The sequence below is a fragment of the Microbacterium tumbae genome (assembly GCF_054780175.1).
The window spans coordinates 158,613-179,089 of the sequence record NZ_BAAGWV010000001.1 but is presented as its reverse complement, the minus strand read 5'-3'; the positions used below and the strand labels follow the sequence as shown (position 1 = coordinate 179,089).

The window sequence follows — 20,477 nt, the reverse complement described above, 5'->3', positions numbered from 1 at the left end:
TCGAGAGCGCTCAGCCCCTGCGGACGTGCTCCCACGCGGCATCCGCGAGGGCGGCCGAGCGCTCCGCGAAGGCGGCGAAGCTGCGCTCGCCGGGCCAGTCGGCGGGCAGCAGCTCCGCGGGCAGCCCTGGATCCACGTAGGGGAGCACCCGCCAGGCGTCGACGAGGCGCACGTACGCGGGGAACGGCGCGTCGCCCAGCCGCACGATCGTCCGCTGGAACGCCTCGTGCTCTTCGCGCAGCGCGGTCAGGTCCCACCATCGCGGCACCGCGTCGGCCAGCCGGCCGGGCGTCTGCGGCGCATCCGTGCGGAACAGCACCGCCGCATCGCGCATCCCGAGCTCGCCGAGGATCTCCTCCGCCTCCGGCTGCAGATGACCGGGCAGGATCCACAGCGACGGGGCGACGGCCCCGGCGCCGATCCACTGCAGGCGTCGCCGGAGCTGATGACGCATCTCCCGGCGCGACTCGGGGATCGAGTAGGACACCAGGCACCAGCGATCCTCCGGCCGCATCAGCCGCACGTCGAAGATGCGGCGGTCGCCGCGCTCCAGCATCCGCACCGCAGAGGGATTCAGTCGATAGCCGGCGGTCTCCGACCGCTCGGGGACGAGCAGCCCGCGCTGCTTCAGCCGCGTGATGGCCGTGCGCGCTCCGGCGGCGGGGATGCCGAGGTCGCCGGCGAGCCGGACCAGGTCCGCGGTGGAGATCCAGCCGCCGAGGCGACGCAGGTACAGCCCGATGAACGTGCGCAGCAGCGACGCGGTGCTCCCCGGGCGCGCGTCGATGTCGTCGAGCACGGCGTTCTCCGCGCGTTCCGGCTCGCTGTGCTCGCTCACCGTGCGGGAGGAGTCGCTCACCGTGCGGGAGCTTCCAGGGCGTCGCGCACGGCGACGATCCCTCGCACGGTCTCCTCGAACGAGGTGCTCAGCGGCGAGAGGCCGAGGCGGATGCCGTCGGGGAACCGGAAGTCCGGGATCACCCCGTCCGCCCACAGCGCCTCGGTCGCGCGCCGCGCCTCCGGGTGACCGATCGTGACGTGGCCGCCGCGGGCTGCAGCGTCCCGCGGGCTGAGCAGCCGGGCGCCGAGCGGGGCGAGCTCCGCGTCGAAGGCCTCGACCGCGAGGTCGGTCAGCGCCTGCGACTTCGCCCGCACCGCCTCGATCGAGGCCTGCTCGATGAGATCGAGCATCCCCTGCATCGCCAGCATCCCGAGCACCGGAGGAGTCCCGCTGATGAACTGCCGGATGCCGGCGTCCGGGGTGTACCCGGATGCCATGGCGAAGACGTCCGCCGCGCCCATCCAGCCCTGGATCGGCTGACGCAGCTCCCCCTGGATGCCGGAGCGGACATAGGCGAAGGCCGGGGAGCCCGGCCCGCCGTTCAGGTACTTGTACGTGCAGCCGACGGCGAGGTCGACGCCCCAGGCGTCCAGCTGCATCGGGACGACGCCTGCGGAGTGGCAGAGGTCCCAGAGCATGAGAGCGCCGGCGTCGTGGACGATCCGGGTGATGCCCGCCATGTCGGCGAGGGCGCCGGAGCGGTAGTCGACGTGGCTGAGGACGACGAGCGCGGTGCGGTCCGAGACGGCGTCCGCGACCTCGTCCGGACGCACGCCGAGCACGGGGTCGGTCGCGATCCATCGCAGGGTCAGCCCGCGTTCTGCCGCCACTCCCTCGGCGACGAAGCGATCCGTGGGGAAGTTGCCCTCCTCGATGACGATCTCGGTCCGCGCTGGACGCGCGGCGACGGCAGCGCGCATGAGCTTGTACAGCAGCACGGTGGTGGAGTCGGCGACGACGGTCTGACCGATGGATGCGCCGAGGCACAGGGCGCCGATGCGGTCGCCGAGCGACGTCGGCAGATCCATCCACTGCTCGTCCCAGGAGCGGATCAGACGGGTCCCCCAGTCCTCCCGCACGAAGCGCGTCAGCCGGTCGGGGAGTTCGTTCAGCGGTCTGCCGAGGGAGTTGCCGTCGAGGTACGCGGTGACGCCGGGAGCATCGGCGAACTCCGCGGTGAAGCGCGCGAGCGGGTCGGCGGCGTCGAGGGCGCGGGCGGCGGTGAGAAGATCGGGCACGTCAGGTCTCCAGGTCGGCGAGGATGAGCGGGCGGGCGAGGAGCGGGTCCGCGGTCTCCGGAGTGGCGCCGGGGTGGAAGAGCAGCCGGGAGCCGGGCAGCCGTGGGTCGGAGGGAGCCAGTGCGCGCAGCAGATCGGCGCCGTCGATCCCGGCCTCCCGTAGCGCCGTGACCTCCCGGGCGGAGAGGCCGACCGGGGTGTCGCCGTTGCCCATGTCCGTGCCGTACAGGACGTTCCCGCCTCGCGCATGGAAGCGGCGGACGTTGTCGAGGGCGGTCTCGTGCTCCGGCCCGTCATGGATGGCGAGGGTCGAGATCCACGTGACGTCTTCGCGCATGCCGTCCAGCTCCTCCTCCGTCAGGCGCTCGCTGAACGGCGCATGGGCGAGCAGGCGCGCACCCAGCCGCACCGCGCGCACGGCCTCGCCTGCGCCTTCCGCGTGTGCGATGACCGGCAGGCCGTGGGACGCCGCGATCCGGACGATCTCGGAGAACAGCTCATCCGAGAACACCGGGCCCGCCGAGCTGTTGCTCGCGACCTTGACGACATCGGCTCCGGCGCGCTTCATCTCGGCGACCGCCGAGGCGGCGGCATCCGCATCGACGATCTCGCGCACCGAGCCGACCGGCGCCCAGGCGCGGTCGGAGGGATAGCCGCCCGGCGGGGTCAGGAATGCGCCGGCGAACCGGACGGCGACGCGATGACGTGTGCGCAACTCCTGCAGTTCCGTGCGGAAGACGCCGATCTCGGGGTCCGGGGCGGATGTCGAGCCGGAAATGCCGGAGTTCGACACGGCGCTCAGCGCCGCCGGGCCCGGGCCGAGCGCCGCCGGGTCCCCGCCGAGATCGATGACGGTCCCCAGGACGGAGTCCGCGAGGAGCAGCGGATCCACGAGCTGCAGGTGCACGTGCGCGTCCGTGAACGCGCCGGTCACGACGCCGGCGAGCCGGGGGAGGGCGGGAGTCGGAGTCTCGCCGAGCACGCGCGTCGTACCGCCGTGGACGGCGACCACCTCGTCGCGCCAGACACGTCCCTTCTCCTCCAGGCACGCCACGACGGCTCGCATCAGTTCCCGATCTCGGTCCGGACGGTGTACAGCTCCGGGAAGAAGGTGAGCTCGAGGGCGCGCTGCAGGAACGCGGCGCCGGTCGAGCCGCCGGTGCCGGTCTTCATCCCGATCGTGCGCGTGACGGTCTTGAGGTGCCGGAAGCGCCAGAACTGGAAGTTGTCCTCGAGGTCGACGAGATCCTCGCAGGCCTCGTAGAGGTCCCAGTGGGTCTGCGGGTCCTCGTATATCGCACGGATCGCCGGCACGAGCTCGGGGTGCGGGCGGTACGGCTCGCGGACGTCCCGGTCGAGGATCGCGGACGGGATCGGGAGCCCGCGTCGTGCGGCGAGCCGGAGGAACTCGTCATACAGCGTCGGACGCTCGAGTTCGGCCGTGAGGAGCGTCAGGTTCTCCGGGTGGTCGCGGAAGACCTGCAGCATCCGCTCGTTCTTGTTGCCCAGCGCGAACTCGACCGCCCGGTACTGCACGGACTGGAAGCCGGAGGAATTGCCGAGCGAGCCGCGGAACTGCGCGTACTCGGTGGGGGTGAGCGTGGCCAGCACCGACCACTGCTGCGTCATGACGTCCTGGATGCGCTTGATGCGCGCGATCCGCTTCAACGCCTCGCGCAGGTCGTCGCTGGCGAGCAGGTCGCGGGCGCTGGCGAGCTCGTGCCGCAGGAGCTTCAGCCACAGCTCGGTCGTCTGGTGCTGGATGATGAACAGCATCTCGTCGTGGTGGTCGCTGACGGGATGCTGGGCCGCGAGCAGCTGGTCGAGGCCGAGGTAGGAGCCGTAGGTCATCCGGTCGCGCAGGTCGGTGACGATGCCCTCTTCGAGCGCGCGTTCGTTGTCGGTGCTCATGATGCACCGAGTATGTCATGAATGTGACGGGCGTCACAATAATGACATATCTCGTCAGGGCCTCGTGTGCGCGTCCAGGAAGTCGATCGTCGCCTGCAACGCGGTCCGCGCATCGGGCAGGTCGAGGTGGAACTGGTATTCATGGGGCAGGGCCGGCTCATGGTCGGCCGGCCAGAACTGGGTGGTGATCTCCACGCCGAGCGCCTCGAGCCGCTGCGCCAGCGGGATGGACTGCAGCCAGGTGAGCCCGTCGTCGTTGCCGCCGGAGATGTAGGTCGGCGGGAAGTCTCCCGTGACCCAGTCGATCGTCGACATCGTCGCCCCCGATGAGCCCTCCGCCCAGGTCTTCGTGCCCGAGTACGCCCACAGCGCCGACTTGAAGCCCCAGCCGACGACGCCGTCGAGCGCGGCCAGCGCGGACAGGTCGTAGACGCCGCAGTTCAGCACGGTCGCGACCAGCTGATCCGGCTGGAGCGCCGGAGTCACGGACATGATCTCCGCGTAGTCGGGACTCGTCGTGATGGCGGCGAGCTGACTGGCCAGCTGGCCGCCGGCGGAGTCCCCGGCCAGGACGATCCGGGATGCGTCCACGTTCAGCTCCTGGGCGTGCCCATCGATGTAGGCGAGAGCCTCGTTGAGCTGGTGCACGGCCTTCGGGTAGTACCCCTCCGGGCCGAGCGTGTAGTTCACGGCGATGGCGGTGTATCCCTCGGCGGAGAGGATGCGCAGATAGGGGTCGACGTCCTCCTTGGAGCCGGAGATCCAGGCGCCGCCGTGGATCCACACGACCGTCGGAAGGGGGCCCTCGGCGGATGCCGGGGTGAACACGTCCATGGTCGTGTCCGCGCCGTCATCCCCGTAGGGGACGTCGAGGACCTCGGTGAGCTCGGTGTCCGGCACGTGCGCGGCCATCTCCACGGCGGTGGCTTCTCCGCCCCGCGTGAACACGGCGCGGATCACCATCGCCGACGGCCACGGCGTGATCGATCCGACGATCGCCACGATGAGGAGCGCCGCGACGACGATCGTGGCGGCGATCCGCATTCTCCGCCATCCGCGTCCGGGGCGCGTCGGGGCGCCCTTCTCCGACCTGCCGGACCCCTCCTCGTGCACAAGCGTGGTCATCGAGCCCTCCTTGGAGTTCAGTGTGGCAGGAGCGCGGTCGATGGGCGAGAGGCGAGGGAACAGAAGCGGCGGAGGCGCCTCCGTCAGGAAGAGCCTCCGCCGCTGTTCGAGGAGGGGTGCGCAGGGCGGGAGGGACACGGCGCCCTGCGCACCGGATCAGAGCAGGTCGTCGATGTTCCCGTTCTCCTCGGACGGGACCCGGCGGCGCCGCGCCCCCAGGAGGGCGAGCAGCCCGCCCCCGCCGAGCAGGACCACGATCGCGGCGAGCAGCCACGGCGAGAGCTCGAGACCCGTGCCGGCCAGGCCTCCGCCTGGCGTGTGATGCTCGGTCCTGCAGTCCGGGTTGCCGTCCGCTGCGTCGACGCACGTTCCCCGCGGATCGTCCGTGGCGACGACGTTGCGGAACTCGGCGTTCTCCTTCGCGCCGACGGTCACGGAGTAGGTGATCGTGACGACCTGTCCCACGGCCAGATCTCCCGTCCAGCGGACCTCGTCCCCGACGCGTTCGACCGTGCCGGCCGAAGCCTCCGCATCGTCGTTCCACGAGGCGACGGGGAGGACTCCCGAGATGTCGTCCACCACGCTGGCGCGCTGCACCGCGGCGGGGCCGATCTGCGCGATCGACACCGTGTACGTCACGATGTCGCCCTCGCTCACCAGGGAGCCCGGCTCCGGATCCGAGGTCTTCGAGAACTCGAACTCGCCCTTGTAGTGCTCGGTCGTGCAGGCCTCGTCCTGGCCCTCGGCCGGCACGCAGACGACGTCAGGCGGCGGCGTCACGACGTTGCGCAGAGTGAGATCGCCACCGGCGACGACCGTCACCGAGTATGTCACCGTGACGACGTCGCCGACCTCCAGATCACCGGACCACGACAGGCCCGGCTCGTTGAAGACCGCTTCGCCGCCGGACGCCGCCAGGTCGTCGTCCCAGCTCGCGTCGTCCAGGACGTCGCTCAGGTCATCCGTGAAGGATGCCGGAACCGGCGCTTCGCCGACGTGGGCCACCGTGACGGTGTACTCCACGACGTCGCCGATCTCGACGTCGGATCCCGTCACGGGGTCGGACGACTTCGAGATCTCGTAGCCGCCGATGCGATGCTCGGTCCGGCAGTCCGGATTCTCGTCCGGCGCGGGGACGCAGCGGCCGCCAGGCGGGGGCGGGACGCAGCCGTCCTCGTCCGTGGTACAGCCGTCGGTCGCGATGTTCGAGAGCAGCCAGTCGCCATAGCCGGTGACCGTCACCGAGTAGACGATGTCCACGACCTGGCCGATCTCGAGCTCCCCGGACCAGGTGAGAGCGCCGTCCGCGTAGGCCACCTCTCCGGAGGTCGCGGTCGCGTCGTCGTTCCAGCTGGCGTCGTCGAGGACCTCCGACAGATCGTCCTCGATGCTCGCGCGAGGGACCGCCGCTGCGCCGACGTGCGTCACCTGCACGTGGTACTCGACGACGTCGCCGATCACGACGTCCGAGCCGGACGCCGGGTCAGAGGTCTTGGAGAACCGGAAGTCCCCGACCGGGTTTGCCGGCGGGATGCAGTCCGACTGCGTGCGGCATCCGGGCGAAACGACTTCGTTCTGCAGGTTCCAGTCGCCCTCGTCCTCGATGCGGTCGGTCGTCTTGACCGTGACCGAGTAGGTGACCACGGCCGAGCCACCGACCGGGATCTCGCCCTCCCAGGCGAGCGTGCCGTCGGCGATGCTCACCGTGCCGATGCTGGCGGTGGCGTCGCCGTTGTACTCGGCGTCGTCCAGCACGTCGGAGAGGTCGTCGGTGAACACCGCCGCCCCCGGCACGTCGCCCTGCTGGACGATGGTCACCCGGTACTGCACGACCTGGCCGGGGACGACGGTCTCGCCGCTGGGGTCCGAGGTCTTCGTCACCGTGTAGTCGGTGACGACCAGGTAGGCGGAGGTGCGCATCACCAGCGCTGTGTGCTCGGCGCGCGCCTGCGCACTGTTCACGTACACGTCCTGCGGCTGGGCGCCGTCGGTGGTGATCACGACCTGGAAGGAGAACGATCCGCCCGGCGGGAGGGGGCCGCCGATCACGCGCACGGCGGTCGGCTCGGCCGGCCTGGTCGTGGACCATCCCACGCTGTTCCCGTCCGGATCGCCCGCGGCGCCGTTGGACGGGTCGGCCGGGTCGTCGACGAGCGTGGCGGGATCGGCGTCGGTGTAGTACACCGTCGCACCCTCAGGGGCGATCACCTCGTCGAGCGTGTAGCTGCCGGAGAAGGAGGTGCCGCGCTGGTCGCCGAGGTAGGGGAGGATGTCGATCGTGTCGGTGAAGGCCTGAGCGTAGGAGTCGTGCGACTCGATCTCGACCGTCCACGAACCGGTCCCGACCCCGTCGCCCGCGTCGTTGCGGATGTAGTCCGCGTCGCTGGTCTTGAGGATCGTCGTGTAGCCGTTGCTGGAGGTGGTCACCGTGGCGTCGGCCTCCGGCGAGCTCGCGTCACCGGAGGAGGCGACCGCCGTGTTCTCCAGCTGGACGCCGGGGACGAGGGTGCTGTCGCCGACGGCCTGATAGCCCAGCTCGTGCGCCTCGTTCGTCGTCACGTCGTCCAGACTCCAGGTGAGGATCTGCCGCCGGCCGGAGAGCGAGACCGCCGGCTCGGGGTCGGCGGAGCCGGCGACATAGGTCATGCCGGCCGGGAGGGTGTCGACGACACGGAAGGCGTCCACCTCGGTCGGCACGTTGCCGGTGCCGTTGGCCGAGTAGGTCAGCGTGTAGCCGACCGGGACGCCGGGGACGATCGTGGTGCGCTCGACGTCCTTGGAGATCGCCGGCTGGACCGTCGAGATGCGCAGGACGTCACGGCCGTTCTTGGTGCCGGGGTACCTCGCACCCGGCGTGGGGGTCGCCACGTCGAAGTCGGCCCGGTCGGCCCAATTCCCGTTGCGCATGGCGGTCGAGAAGGTCCAGATGTCCTGTCCGGCCGGCGCGTCCTCGTGGATCTCGGTCACCGCGGTCAGTGCGATCGGGACGGCTCCGTCCGGTCGGGGATCGGCGAGCCGATAGGTCGAGAGCGGGTAGACGACGCGGATCGCCTTGACCGTGGCCGGGTCGTCCGGCTCCTGGGCGGTCCAGCCGCCGTCGGCGATGCCGCAGTCGAACAGATCTGGATCGTACTGCCCGCTGCCGTCGGTGACGCGAGCATTGCTGCCGACATAGTACTCGATCTGCGGGGCAGCCGAGGGGTTCTGCGCGAAGGCGCCGACGGTGGCCGACTCGTAGCTCACCCAGCGGCTGTCGAAGGCGATGCAGTCGCCGTACAGGGCGCTGTCCGGGAATGTGCCCAGATCGCCGGTGCCCATGTTGTTCTGGACGCTCTGCTGCACCTGCGTGCCCGCCGCCACGCGGTAGTTGTCGGCGAAGGACTCACCAGGACCGCCCGTGTAGCCCGGTGTCCAGCGGCCGTTCCATGCGCCGCTGAGCACCCAGCTCCGCGAGGCCTGGTTGTTCGCCGGGTCGTCGGTGGACGTCTGGCCTGTGGGCGCGGTGTACGTCGGCTGCCCGACGATCTGCGCCTGGATCGAACCGTTCGTGTCGCCTGCGTTCACGCGAAACCACGTCGTGCCGGTTGCGACAGCGGTGCGATCGGCCGGGAGCAGCCGTCCGGCGCTGTCCTTCGTCGGGCGGATCGTGCCTGAGTAGTCGATGCCGGTGAGCACCAGGTCGTACCTGCCGGTCGAGGCGTTCACCACCACGAGCTGACAGGTCTCGACGAACGGTGCGATGCGGTCCTCGTTCAGCGTGCTGCCTTCGGAGACGGGGTGTCCGGCGTTTCCGGTGTGACGCGGCACGCAGCCGCTGCCGAGGCCGTCGCGCTGGTCGTTCCCCACGAGGACGGGGTTGCCGTTGCTCGCGGTCAGTCGCAGCGGGATGGTGATGTTCGCGGGCCCCTGGTCCGAGTTGCGGCCGACATAGAGCGTCCAGGGGAAGTCCACGATGGGCTGCGTATGTGCCGCGTTCCAAGAGGTGCCGCTCGTGGGGTTCGTGATGTCCATGTCCATCAGGAACGGATTCACGATGGGGATCTCGGGAAGAGAGGCCTCTCGTCCGTCGATCGCACCGCCCAGGGTCAGCTCGCTGCCGGTCGCCCCATCGGCGATCACCGGCGTCTGCACGGCGACCGCGGTGCCCATGTTCACGGTGCCGAGGTTGCAGGTGAGCGTCAGGCCGTCGTCGGAGACGGCGGATGCCGGATCGACGCCGTCAGTGAGGCAGATGTCCGGGATCTCGGCGAACTCGCCGTTCTCGATCGCGAAGGTCGCCGTGACGTCGTCGACCGGGCCATTGGCCGGCGGCTGTGCGTCGTCGTTCAGGTTCAGGCGCCAGTCCGCGACCACCGGATCGCCGGACTTCAGCTCGCCGGGCGGGTCGATCCACGTTCCGGTGATCTCGCTGACCGGCGCCGCGTAGGCGGGCGCCGCGGCGATCGCGGTTCCGCCGATCGTCAGCGTCGTCGCGAGCGCTGTCGCGATGAGCGCCGCGAGACGGCGGCTGCTCTTCCCCTCGTGCACCGATGACGGCGCGATGGCTCGTGCGATGAAAGTCACGTCAGGCCCTCCCCTGTTCGACTACCTGTCGACTCTGGCGTGACGGCAGGCCGGGAGGACAGCGGAATCCGGCCGTTTCATCCTTTTCCGGTCGGATTCGGCCCCCGGCCTAGTCCCGGGACCAGAACCGGTTCGTGACGGCGTTCGGACGACTTCGCCCGGCACGAGCGCGCGGCTATCGCGCGGGTTCGAGCAGCCCCAGCTCGCGGGCGACGGAGAGCGCGGACTGCCGGGAGGACACTCCGAGCTTGCGGTAGATCCCCTGCAGCTGGGTCTTTATCGTGTGCGGCGAGACGACCAGCGCCTCGGCGACCTGTCGGACGCTGCCGTGTTCTGCGAAGGCGGACAGCACGGCGCCTTCGCGGGGGGTCAGCGCGATCGCCGGACGTATGTTTTCCTGGACCGTCCGCGAAGGGACATCGAGATGGCGCTGCAGAGCGAGCGACCCTCGTGATGCGGCGAACTCCCGCAGGCGGACGCGATCGCGCTCAGGCAGCAATCGCACGTGCGATCGTGGTCCATGGGCCTCTCCGGCGACGGCTGCGCTGCTCAGCCAGAGCCAGGCGTCGTCCTGCTGCGTCTGGCGCAATGCGGCCGCCGCCGCGAAGGTCTGCGCGGCGGCGCGAGTGCGCAGGGTGTGCCCTGGCAGTTCGACGAGCTCGCGAGCCTTCGTCATCGCCTGCCCGCCTGCCTCCCTGGACAGGATCAGGGCGATCCGCGCGCTCGCCAGGTAAGGGCTGTCCGGAGAACGACCGTCGAGCAGGGCTCCAGCGGCCCGCGGATCGCCTTCCGCGATCAGGACGTGCGCCAGGACCGCGAGCAGGTGATCCGTCGCGACGTTGTCGCCGACGCCGGGCGGGGGGAAGTCCGCGGCCAGCGCGGACATCACGCGCTCGGCCTCCGCCCGGCCGGAGCCGGCGCCCTGGCGTGCAGCGACGGCGATGGCGGTGTGGAACGGCCAGAACTCCGCCTGCGGCATGTAGACATCGACGTCGCGCAGGAGGTCGACCACCCCCTCGAAGTCCATGGCGTCGAGGAGGAGGTACGCTTCCGCGACGAGGCCGAGTCCGGTGAGGTACGACTTGCGCAGATCCTCGGGCCAGGCATCCCTGTCGATCGAGGCGAGGTGGGAGCGTGCCCGGACGAGATCGCCGGCGAAGGCAGCGGTCCCCGCGGCATACGCGATCGCGTAGTTGCGGGCGGTCTGCGTCGTGCTCAGCGTCACGGCTCTGGATATCGCGCCGAGTGCGTCGTCGATCCTTCCGCCCTGCAGCAGCGAGTAGCTCAGCTGCCGCACCACCATCCCGAGGTGGTCGCCGAGGCGGGGGAGCAGGGCGGGATCGATCTCGTCGACGAGATCGATCGACGGCAGCGCGCTGTCAGCCGAGGCCTGGAAGGACAGAGCGAGACGACGGGCGACGGTGCGCATGCCGGCCAGGAAGAAGGCGTCGACCGCCGGCTCGACATATGCGGGCCTGGCCTCGGAGTCCGCGGCGATGCGGAGGATGCGCGGCGCCTCGGACCGGAGCAGGGCATTGGCGGTGAGGGCGAGCCCGAGCCCGAGCGCCAGCATCGGCCGCTCGGGAAGGACGTCCTCCGGCACCCTGCGCAGCACCGTCAGATAGCGGCTGGTGACGTAGCTGTCAGGCTTGGTCGTCACGACCTGAACGTAGATGCGGTCGGCGAGCTCGTAGTCGCGCCCCTCGACGGCGAACAGGAGCGCCTGATCGATGTCGTCGTTCGCGCGGAGCCACTCCGCGGCGACGACGCAGGCGCGTTCGAGACGTCCGCCCCGTGCCGTCCGTGCCCGGAACGTGTCGCGGATCGACTCGACGTACTGGAAGACCGGACGATCCTGCGCGTAGGGGATCCACCGGCCGAAGCCGTTGCGCTCCAGGAGATCGAGCATGCCCTCGGCATCCTCATGCCCGGTCAGCCGGGTGGCGAGCTCGACGTCGACATACGGCGCCACGCTCGTGTCCTCGACGAAGCGCACCGCCTCGGCGTCCGGCAGCTGCCCCTCGAGCCTGGCGGCCATCACCGCATCCCAGTCGATCGAACCGACGTTCGGAATGCGGCCGAGGCGGGACAGGGCGAGCGCGGCCGCACGCACGGTGAGCGCGTATCCACGGGTGGAGCGGCGGACGGATTCGGCGACACGCGCGTCGTCGATGCCCGACTGCCCTGCGAGGAGGGAACCGACCTCGTCGGCGGTGAACGCGAGCTCCGCGATCGTGATCACGCGGGTGATGGCGATCCCGCTCAACTCGAGATCCGTCAGGGCGGTGCGCCCTCGGGTGGTGACCAGGAGGCGGACATCCGGCAGCGCCGTGACGAGACGGATGAGGTCGCCGTCGACCTCCGCGATCGCGTCGCCGAGGTGCTCATAGGCGTCCAATACCAGCGTGACCGGTCCGGCCTCCGTCAACAGGCCGGTGGCGATGCCGACCGGGTCCGCGGAGGCGCCGAGCAGCCGGAGGGCGTGCTGGGCGGCGTCCCCCGGAAGCGCGCCGACGCGCCGCGCGGTCGTGACGACGTGCTCCCAGAAAGCCCGGCGGCTGTCGATGCCGGATCCGAGCGGTATCCACACCAGCGGTGCGCCATCGTCCTGTTGCAGCGCCCAATGGCGCACCAGGGTGGTCTTGCCCGTGCCGCTGGGGCCCTCGAGGATGCAGACGCGGTTCATCGTCGCATCGAGGACCCGGGAGAGGCGTGGACGATCGAGCACTCCCGATATCGCGGCGATCTCGGCGCTCTCGGTCGGCGTGCGCATGATCGTCGGACCTCTCTCCCCGGCGGCGACGAGGTCGACGTCACCGCTCCGCCCCCATTATCACCGCATCCGTCCGCGCCGGGCCGCGATCGACGATATCGGTGGTGCAGCGCCGGCGAGCGCGATGCCAGGCCGTTAGCGGGCTGCGCCCGAAGCGGGGCTCCGCGCCGGCTTGAGCCCCCGGGTCGCGCCGGTCCCCTCCAGCCGCTTCGCGACGACCCTGGCGATCCAGGTGAACAGGACCGCGCTCGCCGCGGCGATCGGGTAGATCGCCAGGCGCACGCCTTCGGCGGTCCCCGTGGCGAGCAGAGCCTGCGCGGGGAAGGCGTAGGCGAATCCGATGACGCCGTTCGCGACGTAGAACAGCCAGGCCGGCCACTTCCGGTAGAGGGTCGCCAGGAAAGGCAGCTCCTGGCAGAACCCGACCGTCACGGTGGAGAGGACGGTCGAGAAGCCGTACGGGGTGAAGGGCCCGATCACGAGTCCGGCGATGAACGTGGTCAGCAGGGCGACGCCCGGGCGGTGGGTGATCGACTGGATGAGGACGCCGCCCGCGAACCAGGCGCCGAGCAGCGCGGTGTAGGCCAGGGGCGCGGCGGCGATCGCCGCGGCGGAGAAGAAGCCGAAGATCGGCAGCAGCAGGATGCCGGCGGCGACGCCGATCGCCGCGCAGGTGAGCAGGATGCGGGTGGGGAGGTTCCTCATCAGCCGGTGGCCTTTCCTTCGATCCAGTAGAACTGCGTGAAGTGGTGGGAGCGGTCCAGCCCGAGATGCTCGCGGAACACGCTGCGCAGATGCTTCACGAGCGTCTTCTCGCCGGCGCCCCAGGCGTATGCGCCCTCTCCGGAGCCGAGGGCACGGCGCACCGCCTGCGCGAGGGCGGCTCCCCGGTCGCCCTCGCGCGTCACCCACTCCCAGGTGCCGTTGGCATGGGGCGCCTGGGGCAGCGACTCCCGGTCCGCACGGTCCTCCTCGATGAAGACCCGCGTCGTGACCTCCTCCGGGACGACCTCCAGCCACGAGTTGATGGCAGGCAGGGCCGTGCTGTCGCCGGCGAGGACGAGCGTCGTCGTCCCGTCCGGGATGTCGACCCTGGCGGGGGTGAGGGCGACCTCGGTCCGCTCGCCGACCGAGACCTGCTTCGCCCAGTCGCCGGCCGGTCCTGCGACATCGTGCAGGACGAAGTCCAGGCTGAAGGTCTGCTTCTGCGGATCGAGGGTCACGAAGGTGTATCCGCGCTGCACGACGAAGCCCTCGCCCTTGGCCGGATGCGGCGCCCACAGCCGCAGCCACAGCGTCGGGAAGCCCTCGACCGCCGTCGTGACCTCCGGGGAGCGGAACACGATCCGGCGGTACCACGGTGTGAAGTCGCGCACCTCGATCACCTCGGCGGGGTGGTTCGCGATGCGCAGCAGACGCATCATCCCTCGCTGCCAGTTCGCGGCCATCTCAGTGCACCTCCGTGGTCTCGGTCGCCGACAGGTGCCAGCCGGACGCCCGGGAGCGCTCGTTCCAGAACGCGGCGTAGCGTCCGCCGACGGCGAGCAGCTCCGCGTGCGTGCCGCGCTCGACGATCCGCCCATGGTCCAGGAACAGGATCTGGTCGGCGTGCTGGATCGTGGAGAGCCGATGCGCGACGACCATCACGGTCTTGTCGCGGGTGAGTTCATGGATGCCTCGGACGACCGCCGCCTCGTTCTGCGGGTCCAGCGCGCTCGTCGCCTCGTCCAGCAGCACGATGGGGGCGTCCTTCAACAGGGCCCTGGCGATCGAGACGCGCTGGCGCTCGCCGCCGGAGAGCGAGGTCCCTCCTTCGCCGACGTTCGTCCGCCAGCCGTCGGGGAGGCGTTCCACGATCTCGTCGACCCTGGCGATCCGCGCGGCGCGGGCGACGTCCTCGCCCGCAGCATCCGCCCGGCCGATGCGGATGTTCTCCTCGATCGACTGGTGGAAGAGATAGACGTCCTGGAAGACGAGGGAGAACTGCTCCATGAGGGTTCCGGAGGGATAGTCCGCGACAGGATGCCCGCCGATCTCGATCGTGCCCTCGTCGAGGTCGTAGAAGCGCGAGGCCAGCCGGAGCAGCGTCGTCTTGCCGCTTCCGCTGGGGCCGACCAGTGCCGTGGTCGTCCCCGCCGGAACCTCGAAGGAGACGCCGTCGATCACGGTGTCCCCGGAGTCATAGGAGAAGGTCGCGTCCGTGAAACGCACGTCGGCGTCGGCGGGGCGGGCGTCGCCCTCGGGCTCCGGCAGCGCCGGGGTCGCCAACAGCGACGTGATCCGGCCCGCGGCGTTCGCCGCGCCCCGCATGGCCGTGGTCAGCTCGGCCGCCTGATTCAGCGGATCCACGAAACGCGAGCTGACCGCGATGAGCGCGATCGCCGAGGGCACGGACAGCTCGGCGCCCGCAGCGAGGGTCACGGTCAGGAAGACCAGCAGCACGAAGGTGAGCTGCACGAGGAAGGAGAAGACGACCAGGCCCGGCACCGACGCCCACACCAGGCCGCGGCCCACCCTGCGCTGCGCGGCGAGGGCCGTGTGCAGCCCGGCGTTCCCCCGTCCCGTCGCCCCGAAGGCGCGCAGCACGGGCTGGGCCTGTGCGAACTCGATGACCCGGGAGTCGGAGACCTCGGCGGCCGCATGCGCACGCTTCTCCGCCCGGGAGTAGACGCCCTGTCCCCATCGGTTCACCAGATAGAGGATCGGAGCGCTCACGAGCATGGCGAGACTCACCCTGGCATCGACGAACAGCATCGCCGCCGCCACGGCGACGGGCACGATGATCCCCGTCAGGAGGGGAGCGAGCAGGTGGGCGAAGACGCCCATCGCGTCGCGGACGCTCGCGCTGACGAGCTGCGAGACGCGTCCGGCGGTCGACGAGCCGAACCATCCCAGAGGCAGCGTCGCGATGTGGTCGCCGAGGCGGGTCTGGAGCGAGCGGGCCATGCCGACGCCGATCCGGATGCCGATGACCGACTGGCGGTAGCCGCCGACGCACACCAGCAGCACCGCGGCGGCCGTCGCGGCGGTCCATCCCCACGCCGCGCCGAGGCGTCCGTCGAAGACCGCGCCGAGCAGCGGGATGAGCAGCACATAGGCGGCGGCCTGCCCCAGGGCGCTCAGCACGATCATGGTGAGGTAGCCGGGGAGCATCCTCCGATGGGAATCGGGGACGAGAGCGAGCACATTGCGGATCATGCGGGGACCTCCTCGTCGCGGGCGGCATCCACGGCGTCGGCGATGACGTCCTCGACCTCCCTGAGCGCGTGCTCATTGGCCTCCCAGAGGCGGGAGAACAACCCTCCCGCCTTCCGCAGGTCCGCAGGAGCTCCCTCCTCGACGACGCGTCCCTCGTCGAGGACGATCACGCGGTCGACATCGGCGATCGTGTGCAGTCGGTGCGCGATCACGAGCACCGTACGCGAGGCGACGAGGACCGCGAGGGCGTCCTGGATCGCGGCCTCCGACTCGGGATCGGCGAAGGCGGTGGCCTCGTCGAGGACGAGGATCGGGGCGTCGGCCAGCAGTGCCCGCGCGATCGAGAGACGCTGCGCCTCGCCTCCCGACAGCCGGGCGTCCACGCCGATCTCGGAGTCGTACCCATGGGGGAGCTCGAGGATCCGGTCATGGATCTGCGCTGCGCGGGCGGCCTGCTCCACGGCATCCTGGTCGGCGTCGGGACGGCCGAGGAGCAGGTTCTCGCGAACGGTGCCGGCGATCAGCTGCACGTCCTGCAGCACGAAGCCCACCGAGCGGTAGAGGTCCTGCGAGCGCAGCGAGCGGATGTCATGCCCGTCGAGCGTGATGCGTCCGCCCGTGACGTCGAAGAAGCGGGGGAGCAGGCGTGCGAGCGTCGACTTGCCGGAGCCGGAGGGGCCGACCAGCGCGGTGATCGTGCCTGGATGCAGCTCCAGATCGACGCCGTGGAGCACGGGATGCCCCGCGCGATAGGCGAAGGAGACGTCCTCGAAGCGGACGAGGCCCTCGCTCGGCGCCGGGCCGTGCGGCGGATCGACGAGCTCAGGGGTCTGGACGAGCTCCCAGAGCCGCACGGATGCCGCGGACGCCTGTCGCAGCGCCTGGACGCCGTAGCCGAGGGTGAGCACGCTGCCGCCGATGCCGAGCCCGAGGAAGATGAAGGGCACCAGCACGTCGGGGGACGCGGCGTCCATGCCGACGAGCCCGAGACCGGCGGTGAGCACGAGGAGCAGGACGACGACGGGGTTCAGCAGCAGGCTCCCGAAGCCCTCGAGGCGGGTGATCGGATTGACCCAGGCGGTGTAGAACGCCGAGTAGCCGTCGATGGCCTCCTGGTAGCGACGGTGTCCGCGGCGCGGCTGTCCGAAGGCGCGGACGACCTGGATGCCGTCCACGAACTCGATCGTGGCGGCCGACACCTTCGTGTTCCACTCCTCGTAGGCGGCCAGCTTCTCGGTATATCCCTCGCCCATGATCCGTGACATGACGAGCGCATAGCCGATGAGGGTCGCAAGGACCACGAGGCTCAGCCGCCAGTCCACGAGGAAGAGGTAGAGGAGGGTCGCGACCGGCAGCGTCACCGCGCCGACGAGCTCGAGGCGGGCGTGGGCGACCAGGTAGTGCAGGGCCTCGACATCCGACTGCAGGTGCTTCTTGACCTCGCCGGAGCTGCGCTCGGTGAACCAGCCCAGCGGGACGCGGCTGAGCTTGGCGGCGAGCAGCTGCCGCAGCGTGTACTGGTGCTCGGAGTCGATGAGGTGCGACCAGAGCAGGGCGGCGGAGGAGAGCAGCCCCCGCAGACCGAGGATGCCGAGGGAGACGAAGAGCAGGGTCCAGACCTGCGTCCACTCCGGTGCGGGGCGCAGCAGTTCGCGGCAGACCTCGGCGATGAGGATGAAGGGCACGACGGCGCACAGGGAGGACAGGGCGACGAGCGCGCTCGCCGCGGTGAGGCGTCCGCGCACGGGCCCGAGGATGCGCAGGTCCGCGGCGCGCTGCCGTTCGCGCGTCTGCGCCTTCTCGGCCTTCACCGTGTCGCGGTCGGTGCTCTTCCCCATGCGTCCTCCTTTTTGCAAATGACTATTGCAAAACAGGTCGAGCGTACTCCCTTGCCCTCTCGGTAGGCAAGCCTTCCCTAACTTTCAGGCCTCTCGCCCCTCGGTGAGGGGTCCCGTGTGCCCGTTCTCCCTCGAGGAGGTGCCTTGTGTGGCCGTCTCCCGCGCCTCGAGGCGACAACGCGGGACACTCTTTGCGCGAGGAGGCGGGGCGAGGGTGGGGAACGCGAAGGGGCGCGGATGCGGGATCGGTACGATGGGGCGATGCCCGCTCGACCGCGTCGTGGACGCCCTCCGCTCACCTCGCGGGAGGCGATCCTCGACACCGTGCTGGAGATCGGCCTCGATCGCGCGACGATCACCGCGGTCGCGGCGAGGCTGGGCGTCGACCAGTCCACGCTCTACCGCCATGTCGAGGGTGTGGAGGACATGCTCGACGCGGCCGTCGCCGTCGCCGTCTCCCGTTCTGACTGGCCGGCGCCGGACGACGACTGGGCGGAGTACCTGCGGGCCTGCGCCAGGGCGATGTGGGCGATGTTCGCCGCCACGCCGGGCCTCGCTCAGCGCCTGCGCGAGATGAGCACCGTCCCCGAAGAGCTCGTGGCGCAGTCGTACCGGGTCGTCGAGCACCTCACGGTGCGACTGGGCTTCCCGCTGCGCGAGGCGGCGCTCATCGTCGACACGATCGGCGACATGACCGCCGACGCGTTCCTCACGGTCGAGTCGCTGCACCGCGAGGTCCCTGGGGGCGGCAGCTACAGCGAGCAGGTGCTCGCCCGCATGGCGGAGGCGGGCTCCGTGATCGCCGACCCTGCGTTGTCGGAGGAATACCTGGATGCCATGCGCTACGCGATGGGGGAGCCAGGGCGCCCCAGCCGCTGGTGGCAGGACAAGGTCGACCTCGTCATCGACGGGGTCGCCCACCGGCTGGAGTCGCGGTGAGCGTGTCCCTCACCGCGACCGTGACCGTCGCCACCCTGGTCAGGAGCGGGTGAGCGAAGCCACCATCCGGCGCAGGCCGTAGTCGAAGGCGCGGTCGACGTCCCCACCGAGGCGGAAGGCGCCGGAGAGCTCCATCTGCAGGAATCCGGTGGCCCAGGCGGTGAACAGCCGTGCGGCATCCAGAGCCTCCTCCTCGCCCGTGATCCTCATCACGACGCGGAGCAGCGGCGCCGAGGAGCGCTGCAGCGCGTCGTGCGGCGCGGCCGTGGTGAAGATCAGGCGGAACGTCTCGGGGTGTTCGCGGGCGAAGCGGCGGTAGGCCAGCGCGAGCTGTTCCAGATCGTCGCCGTCGAGCTCGAAGCGCCGGGTCAGGTCGTCGATCCCCGACTCGGCGACGGCGGCCAAGAGCGCCTCGCGGTCCTTCACCCGCTTGTACAGCGAGGGCGCGCGCACGCCGACGCGGTTCGCGACGGCCTGCATCGTGAGTCCGGCGGGTCCGGACTCCTCGAGGATCTCGCGTCCCGCCGCGATGATCGCCTCGTACGACGTGCGTTCCGGTGTCGGCATCCGAACCTCCATGGCTATTGACATTAGCCATTATAGCTACGTATCGTAGCCATGACAAGCCATCACGAGAGGATCGCACATGGAACTCGCTCCGCACCTGCATCGGCTGGGCAATGACATCGTCGCCGCCTATCTGGTCGACGCCCCCGAGGGCATCACGCTCATCGACGCGGGCCTGCCCGGACATTGGCGCGACCTGCAGGAGGAGCTCGCGCTTCTCGGGCGACCGCTCAGCGACATCCGCGGCCTGATCCTCACCCACGGCGACAGCGATCACATCGGATTCGCCGAGAGGCTGCGCCGGGAGGCCGGCGTCCCCGTCTTCATCCACGCCGCGGATGCCGAGCGGGCGCGCACCGGCGAGAAGCCGAAGACGCCGATGGGGCCGGCGAGGATCGGCCCGACGCTCCGCTTCCTCGGCTACTCGTTGCGGAAGAACGGGCTGCGGCCCCAGTACGTGCAGGAGATCCGTCCCGTCGCGGACGGCGACGTCCTCGACCTGCCCGGCGTGCCCGTCATCATCGGGATGCCAGGGCACTCGCCGGGCAGCATCGCCGTGCAGGTGCCGTTCGTCGACGCCGTGTTCGTCGGCGACGCGCTCACCACGAGGCACGTCCTCACCGGTCGTGAGACGGCGCAGCCGGCGCCCTTCACAGACGACCCCGTTGCGGCGGATTCCGCTCTCGACGTGCTCGCCGGGATCCGGGCCTCCTGGGTGCTCCCCGGACACGGTGCGCCATGGCACGGCTCGCCGTCGGCACTCGTGGACGCGGTCCGCGCGGCCTGACCCGGAGACCCCGCTCCCGGTCGGCGGCGCTCCCGCACGTCGTCTTCCCGGCCCGCGGGCCGGCTCAGATCGCGGCGAGCACCGCCGCTGTGTCGCTGATCGTGATCTGCGGCGGATACAGCGACATCACCCGGAGCGCGGCGGCGTGATTCTCGGCGGTGGATCCGGCGCACGCGTCGGCGGCGACCGTGATCAGCGCACCGGCATCCGCTCCGGCCAACGCGGTCGAGATCACGCAGCAGTCCGTCGAGACCCCGGTGAGCACCACCTCCGCACCGCGTCCGACGACGGCCTCGAGCCCGGCGCTCCATTTCCCGAACGTCGGCAGATCGAGCGTCGGATGCCGAGAAAGACCCTCCGCCTCCGGAACGAGATCGAACAGGCGATCCTGCGGCGGCCGGTCGGCGAACGGCCACGCGGCGAAGTACGCGCCCCAGCTCGTCGCGCGATCGGCGGTCGGCAGCCACCGCGTCACCAGCACCCGGTCGCCGAAGGCGTCGGCCAGCGTCCGGATGCGGGGCATCGCCTCGGCGAAGAACGGCGATCCCCACTCGGACTCCGGGGCGGCGAAGATCACCTGCGGATCGATGACGACCAGCCAGGGGGCGTTTCGACTCGCCTGCGGCTCGCTCAACGAGCGGGGTGGGGAGGCGGGCGCGCCCAACGGGCGGGGTGGGGAGGCGGGCTCGCCCAACGG

At 70.6% G+C, this 20,477-nt stretch carries 15 protein-coding genes; 2 read left to right on the top strand and 13 right to left on the bottom strand.

Going from position 1 to position 20,477, the window contains the following annotated elements; genetic code table 11:
- Window positions 1-10: 10 nt before the first annotated feature.
- The 11 genes from ACYVGQ_RS00875 to ACYVGQ_RS00825 form a co-directional block, all read right to left on the bottom strand.
- Window positions 11-859: a PaaX family transcriptional regulator gene (locus ACYVGQ_RS00875; RefSeq protein ID WP_460782596.1), complete on the bottom strand. Its 849-nt coding sequence runs from the start codon at window positions 857-859 to the stop codon at window positions 11-13.
- On the bottom strand, window positions 856-2,079 hold the full coding sequence (locus ACYVGQ_RS00870) for a kynureninase (protein ID WP_460782595.1): 1,224 nt from the start codon (window positions 2,077-2,079) through the stop codon (window positions 856-858). Before ACYVGQ_RS00870 ends, ACYVGQ_RS00875 begins: the two co-directional genes overlap by 4 nt.
- A 1-nt stretch (window position 2,080) precedes the next feature.
- Window positions 2,081-3,145 carry an amidohydrolase family protein gene (locus tag ACYVGQ_RS00865; protein WP_460782594.1) on the bottom strand — a complete coding sequence of 355 codons (1,065 nt, stop codon included), beginning with the start codon at window positions 3,143-3,145 and terminating at the stop codon, window positions 2,081-2,083.
- A complete protein-coding gene (kynA, locus tag ACYVGQ_RS00860) occupies window positions 3,145-3,990 on the bottom strand; it encodes a tryptophan 2,3-dioxygenase (protein WP_460782593.1) in 846 nt (281 codons plus the stop codon). Before kynA ends, ACYVGQ_RS00865 begins: the two co-directional genes overlap by 1 nt.
- 54 nt (window positions 3,991-4,044) lie before the next feature.
- Complete coding sequence (locus ACYVGQ_RS00855) at window positions 4,045-5,115, bottom strand: alpha/beta hydrolase (RefSeq protein WP_460782592.1); 1,071 nt, start codon at window positions 5,113-5,115, stop codon at window positions 4,045-4,047.
- Window positions 5,116-5,271: 156 nt separating this feature from the next.
- Window positions 5,272-9,678, bottom strand: a complete 4,407-nt coding sequence (locus ACYVGQ_RS00850) for a DUF7927 domain-containing protein (RefSeq protein ID WP_460782591.1) — start codon at window positions 9,676-9,678, stop codon at window positions 5,272-5,274.
- 175 nt (window positions 9,679-9,853) lie between these two features.
- Complete coding sequence (locus ACYVGQ_RS00845) at window positions 9,854-12,451, bottom strand: helix-turn-helix transcriptional regulator (RefSeq protein ID WP_460782590.1); 2,598 nt, start codon at window positions 12,449-12,451, stop codon at window positions 9,854-9,856.
- A gap of 135 nt (window positions 12,452-12,586) precedes the next feature.
- Window positions 12,587-13,156: an ECF transporter S component gene (locus ACYVGQ_RS00840; protein ID WP_460782589.1), complete on the bottom strand. Its 570-nt coding sequence runs from the start codon at window positions 13,154-13,156 to the stop codon at window positions 12,587-12,589.
- Window positions 13,156-13,899 (bottom strand): siderophore-interacting protein, encoded by a 744-nt coding sequence (locus ACYVGQ_RS00835; protein WP_460782588.1) that lies wholly within the window; start codon window positions 13,897-13,899, stop codon window positions 13,156-13,158. Before ACYVGQ_RS00835 ends, ACYVGQ_RS00840 begins: the two co-directional genes overlap by 1 nt.
- 1 nt (window position 13,900) lies before the next feature.
- The gene (locus ACYVGQ_RS00830; protein ID WP_460782587.1) at window positions 13,901-15,649 is read right to left on the bottom strand and encodes an ABC transporter ATP-binding protein; all 1,749 of its coding nucleotides are present in this window, start codon (window positions 15,647-15,649) and stop codon (window positions 13,901-13,903) included.
- Entirely contained in the window at window positions 15,646-17,487 is a 1,842-nt protein-coding gene (locus ACYVGQ_RS00825) for an ABC transporter ATP-binding protein (protein WP_460782586.1), read from the bottom strand. Before ACYVGQ_RS00825 ends, ACYVGQ_RS00830 begins: the two co-directional genes overlap by 4 nt.
- A gap of 261 nt (window positions 17,488-17,748) precedes the next feature.
- On the opposite strand from ACYVGQ_RS00825, the gene ACYVGQ_RS00820 reads away from it, so the two are divergent.
- Window positions 17,749-18,426 carry a TetR/AcrR family transcriptional regulator gene (locus ACYVGQ_RS00820; protein ID WP_460782585.1) on the top strand — a complete coding sequence of 226 codons (678 nt, stop codon included), beginning with the start codon at window positions 17,749-17,751 and terminating at the stop codon, window positions 18,424-18,426.
- Between the two features lie 39 nt (window positions 18,427-18,465).
- On the opposite strand, the gene ACYVGQ_RS00815 is transcribed toward ACYVGQ_RS00820, so the two are convergent.
- Entirely contained in the window at window positions 18,466-18,993 is a 528-nt protein-coding gene (locus ACYVGQ_RS00815; RefSeq protein ID WP_460782584.1) for a TetR/AcrR family transcriptional regulator, read from the bottom strand.
- Between the two features lie 79 nt (window positions 18,994-19,072).
- On the opposite strand from ACYVGQ_RS00815, the gene ACYVGQ_RS00810 reads away from it, so the two are divergent.
- Window positions 19,073-19,780: an MBL fold metallo-hydrolase gene (locus ACYVGQ_RS00810; protein ID WP_460782583.1), complete on the top strand. Its 708-nt coding sequence runs from the start codon at window positions 19,073-19,075 to the stop codon at window positions 19,778-19,780.
- A gap of 64 nt (window positions 19,781-19,844) precedes the next feature.
- Here ACYVGQ_RS00810 and ACYVGQ_RS00805 read toward each other — a convergent pair whose 3' ends face one another.
- A complete protein-coding gene (locus ACYVGQ_RS00805; RefSeq protein ID WP_460782582.1) occupies window positions 19,845-20,414 on the bottom strand; it encodes a cysteine hydrolase family protein in 570 nt (189 codons plus the stop codon).
- Between the last annotated feature and the right edge of the window lie 63 nt (window positions 20,415-20,477).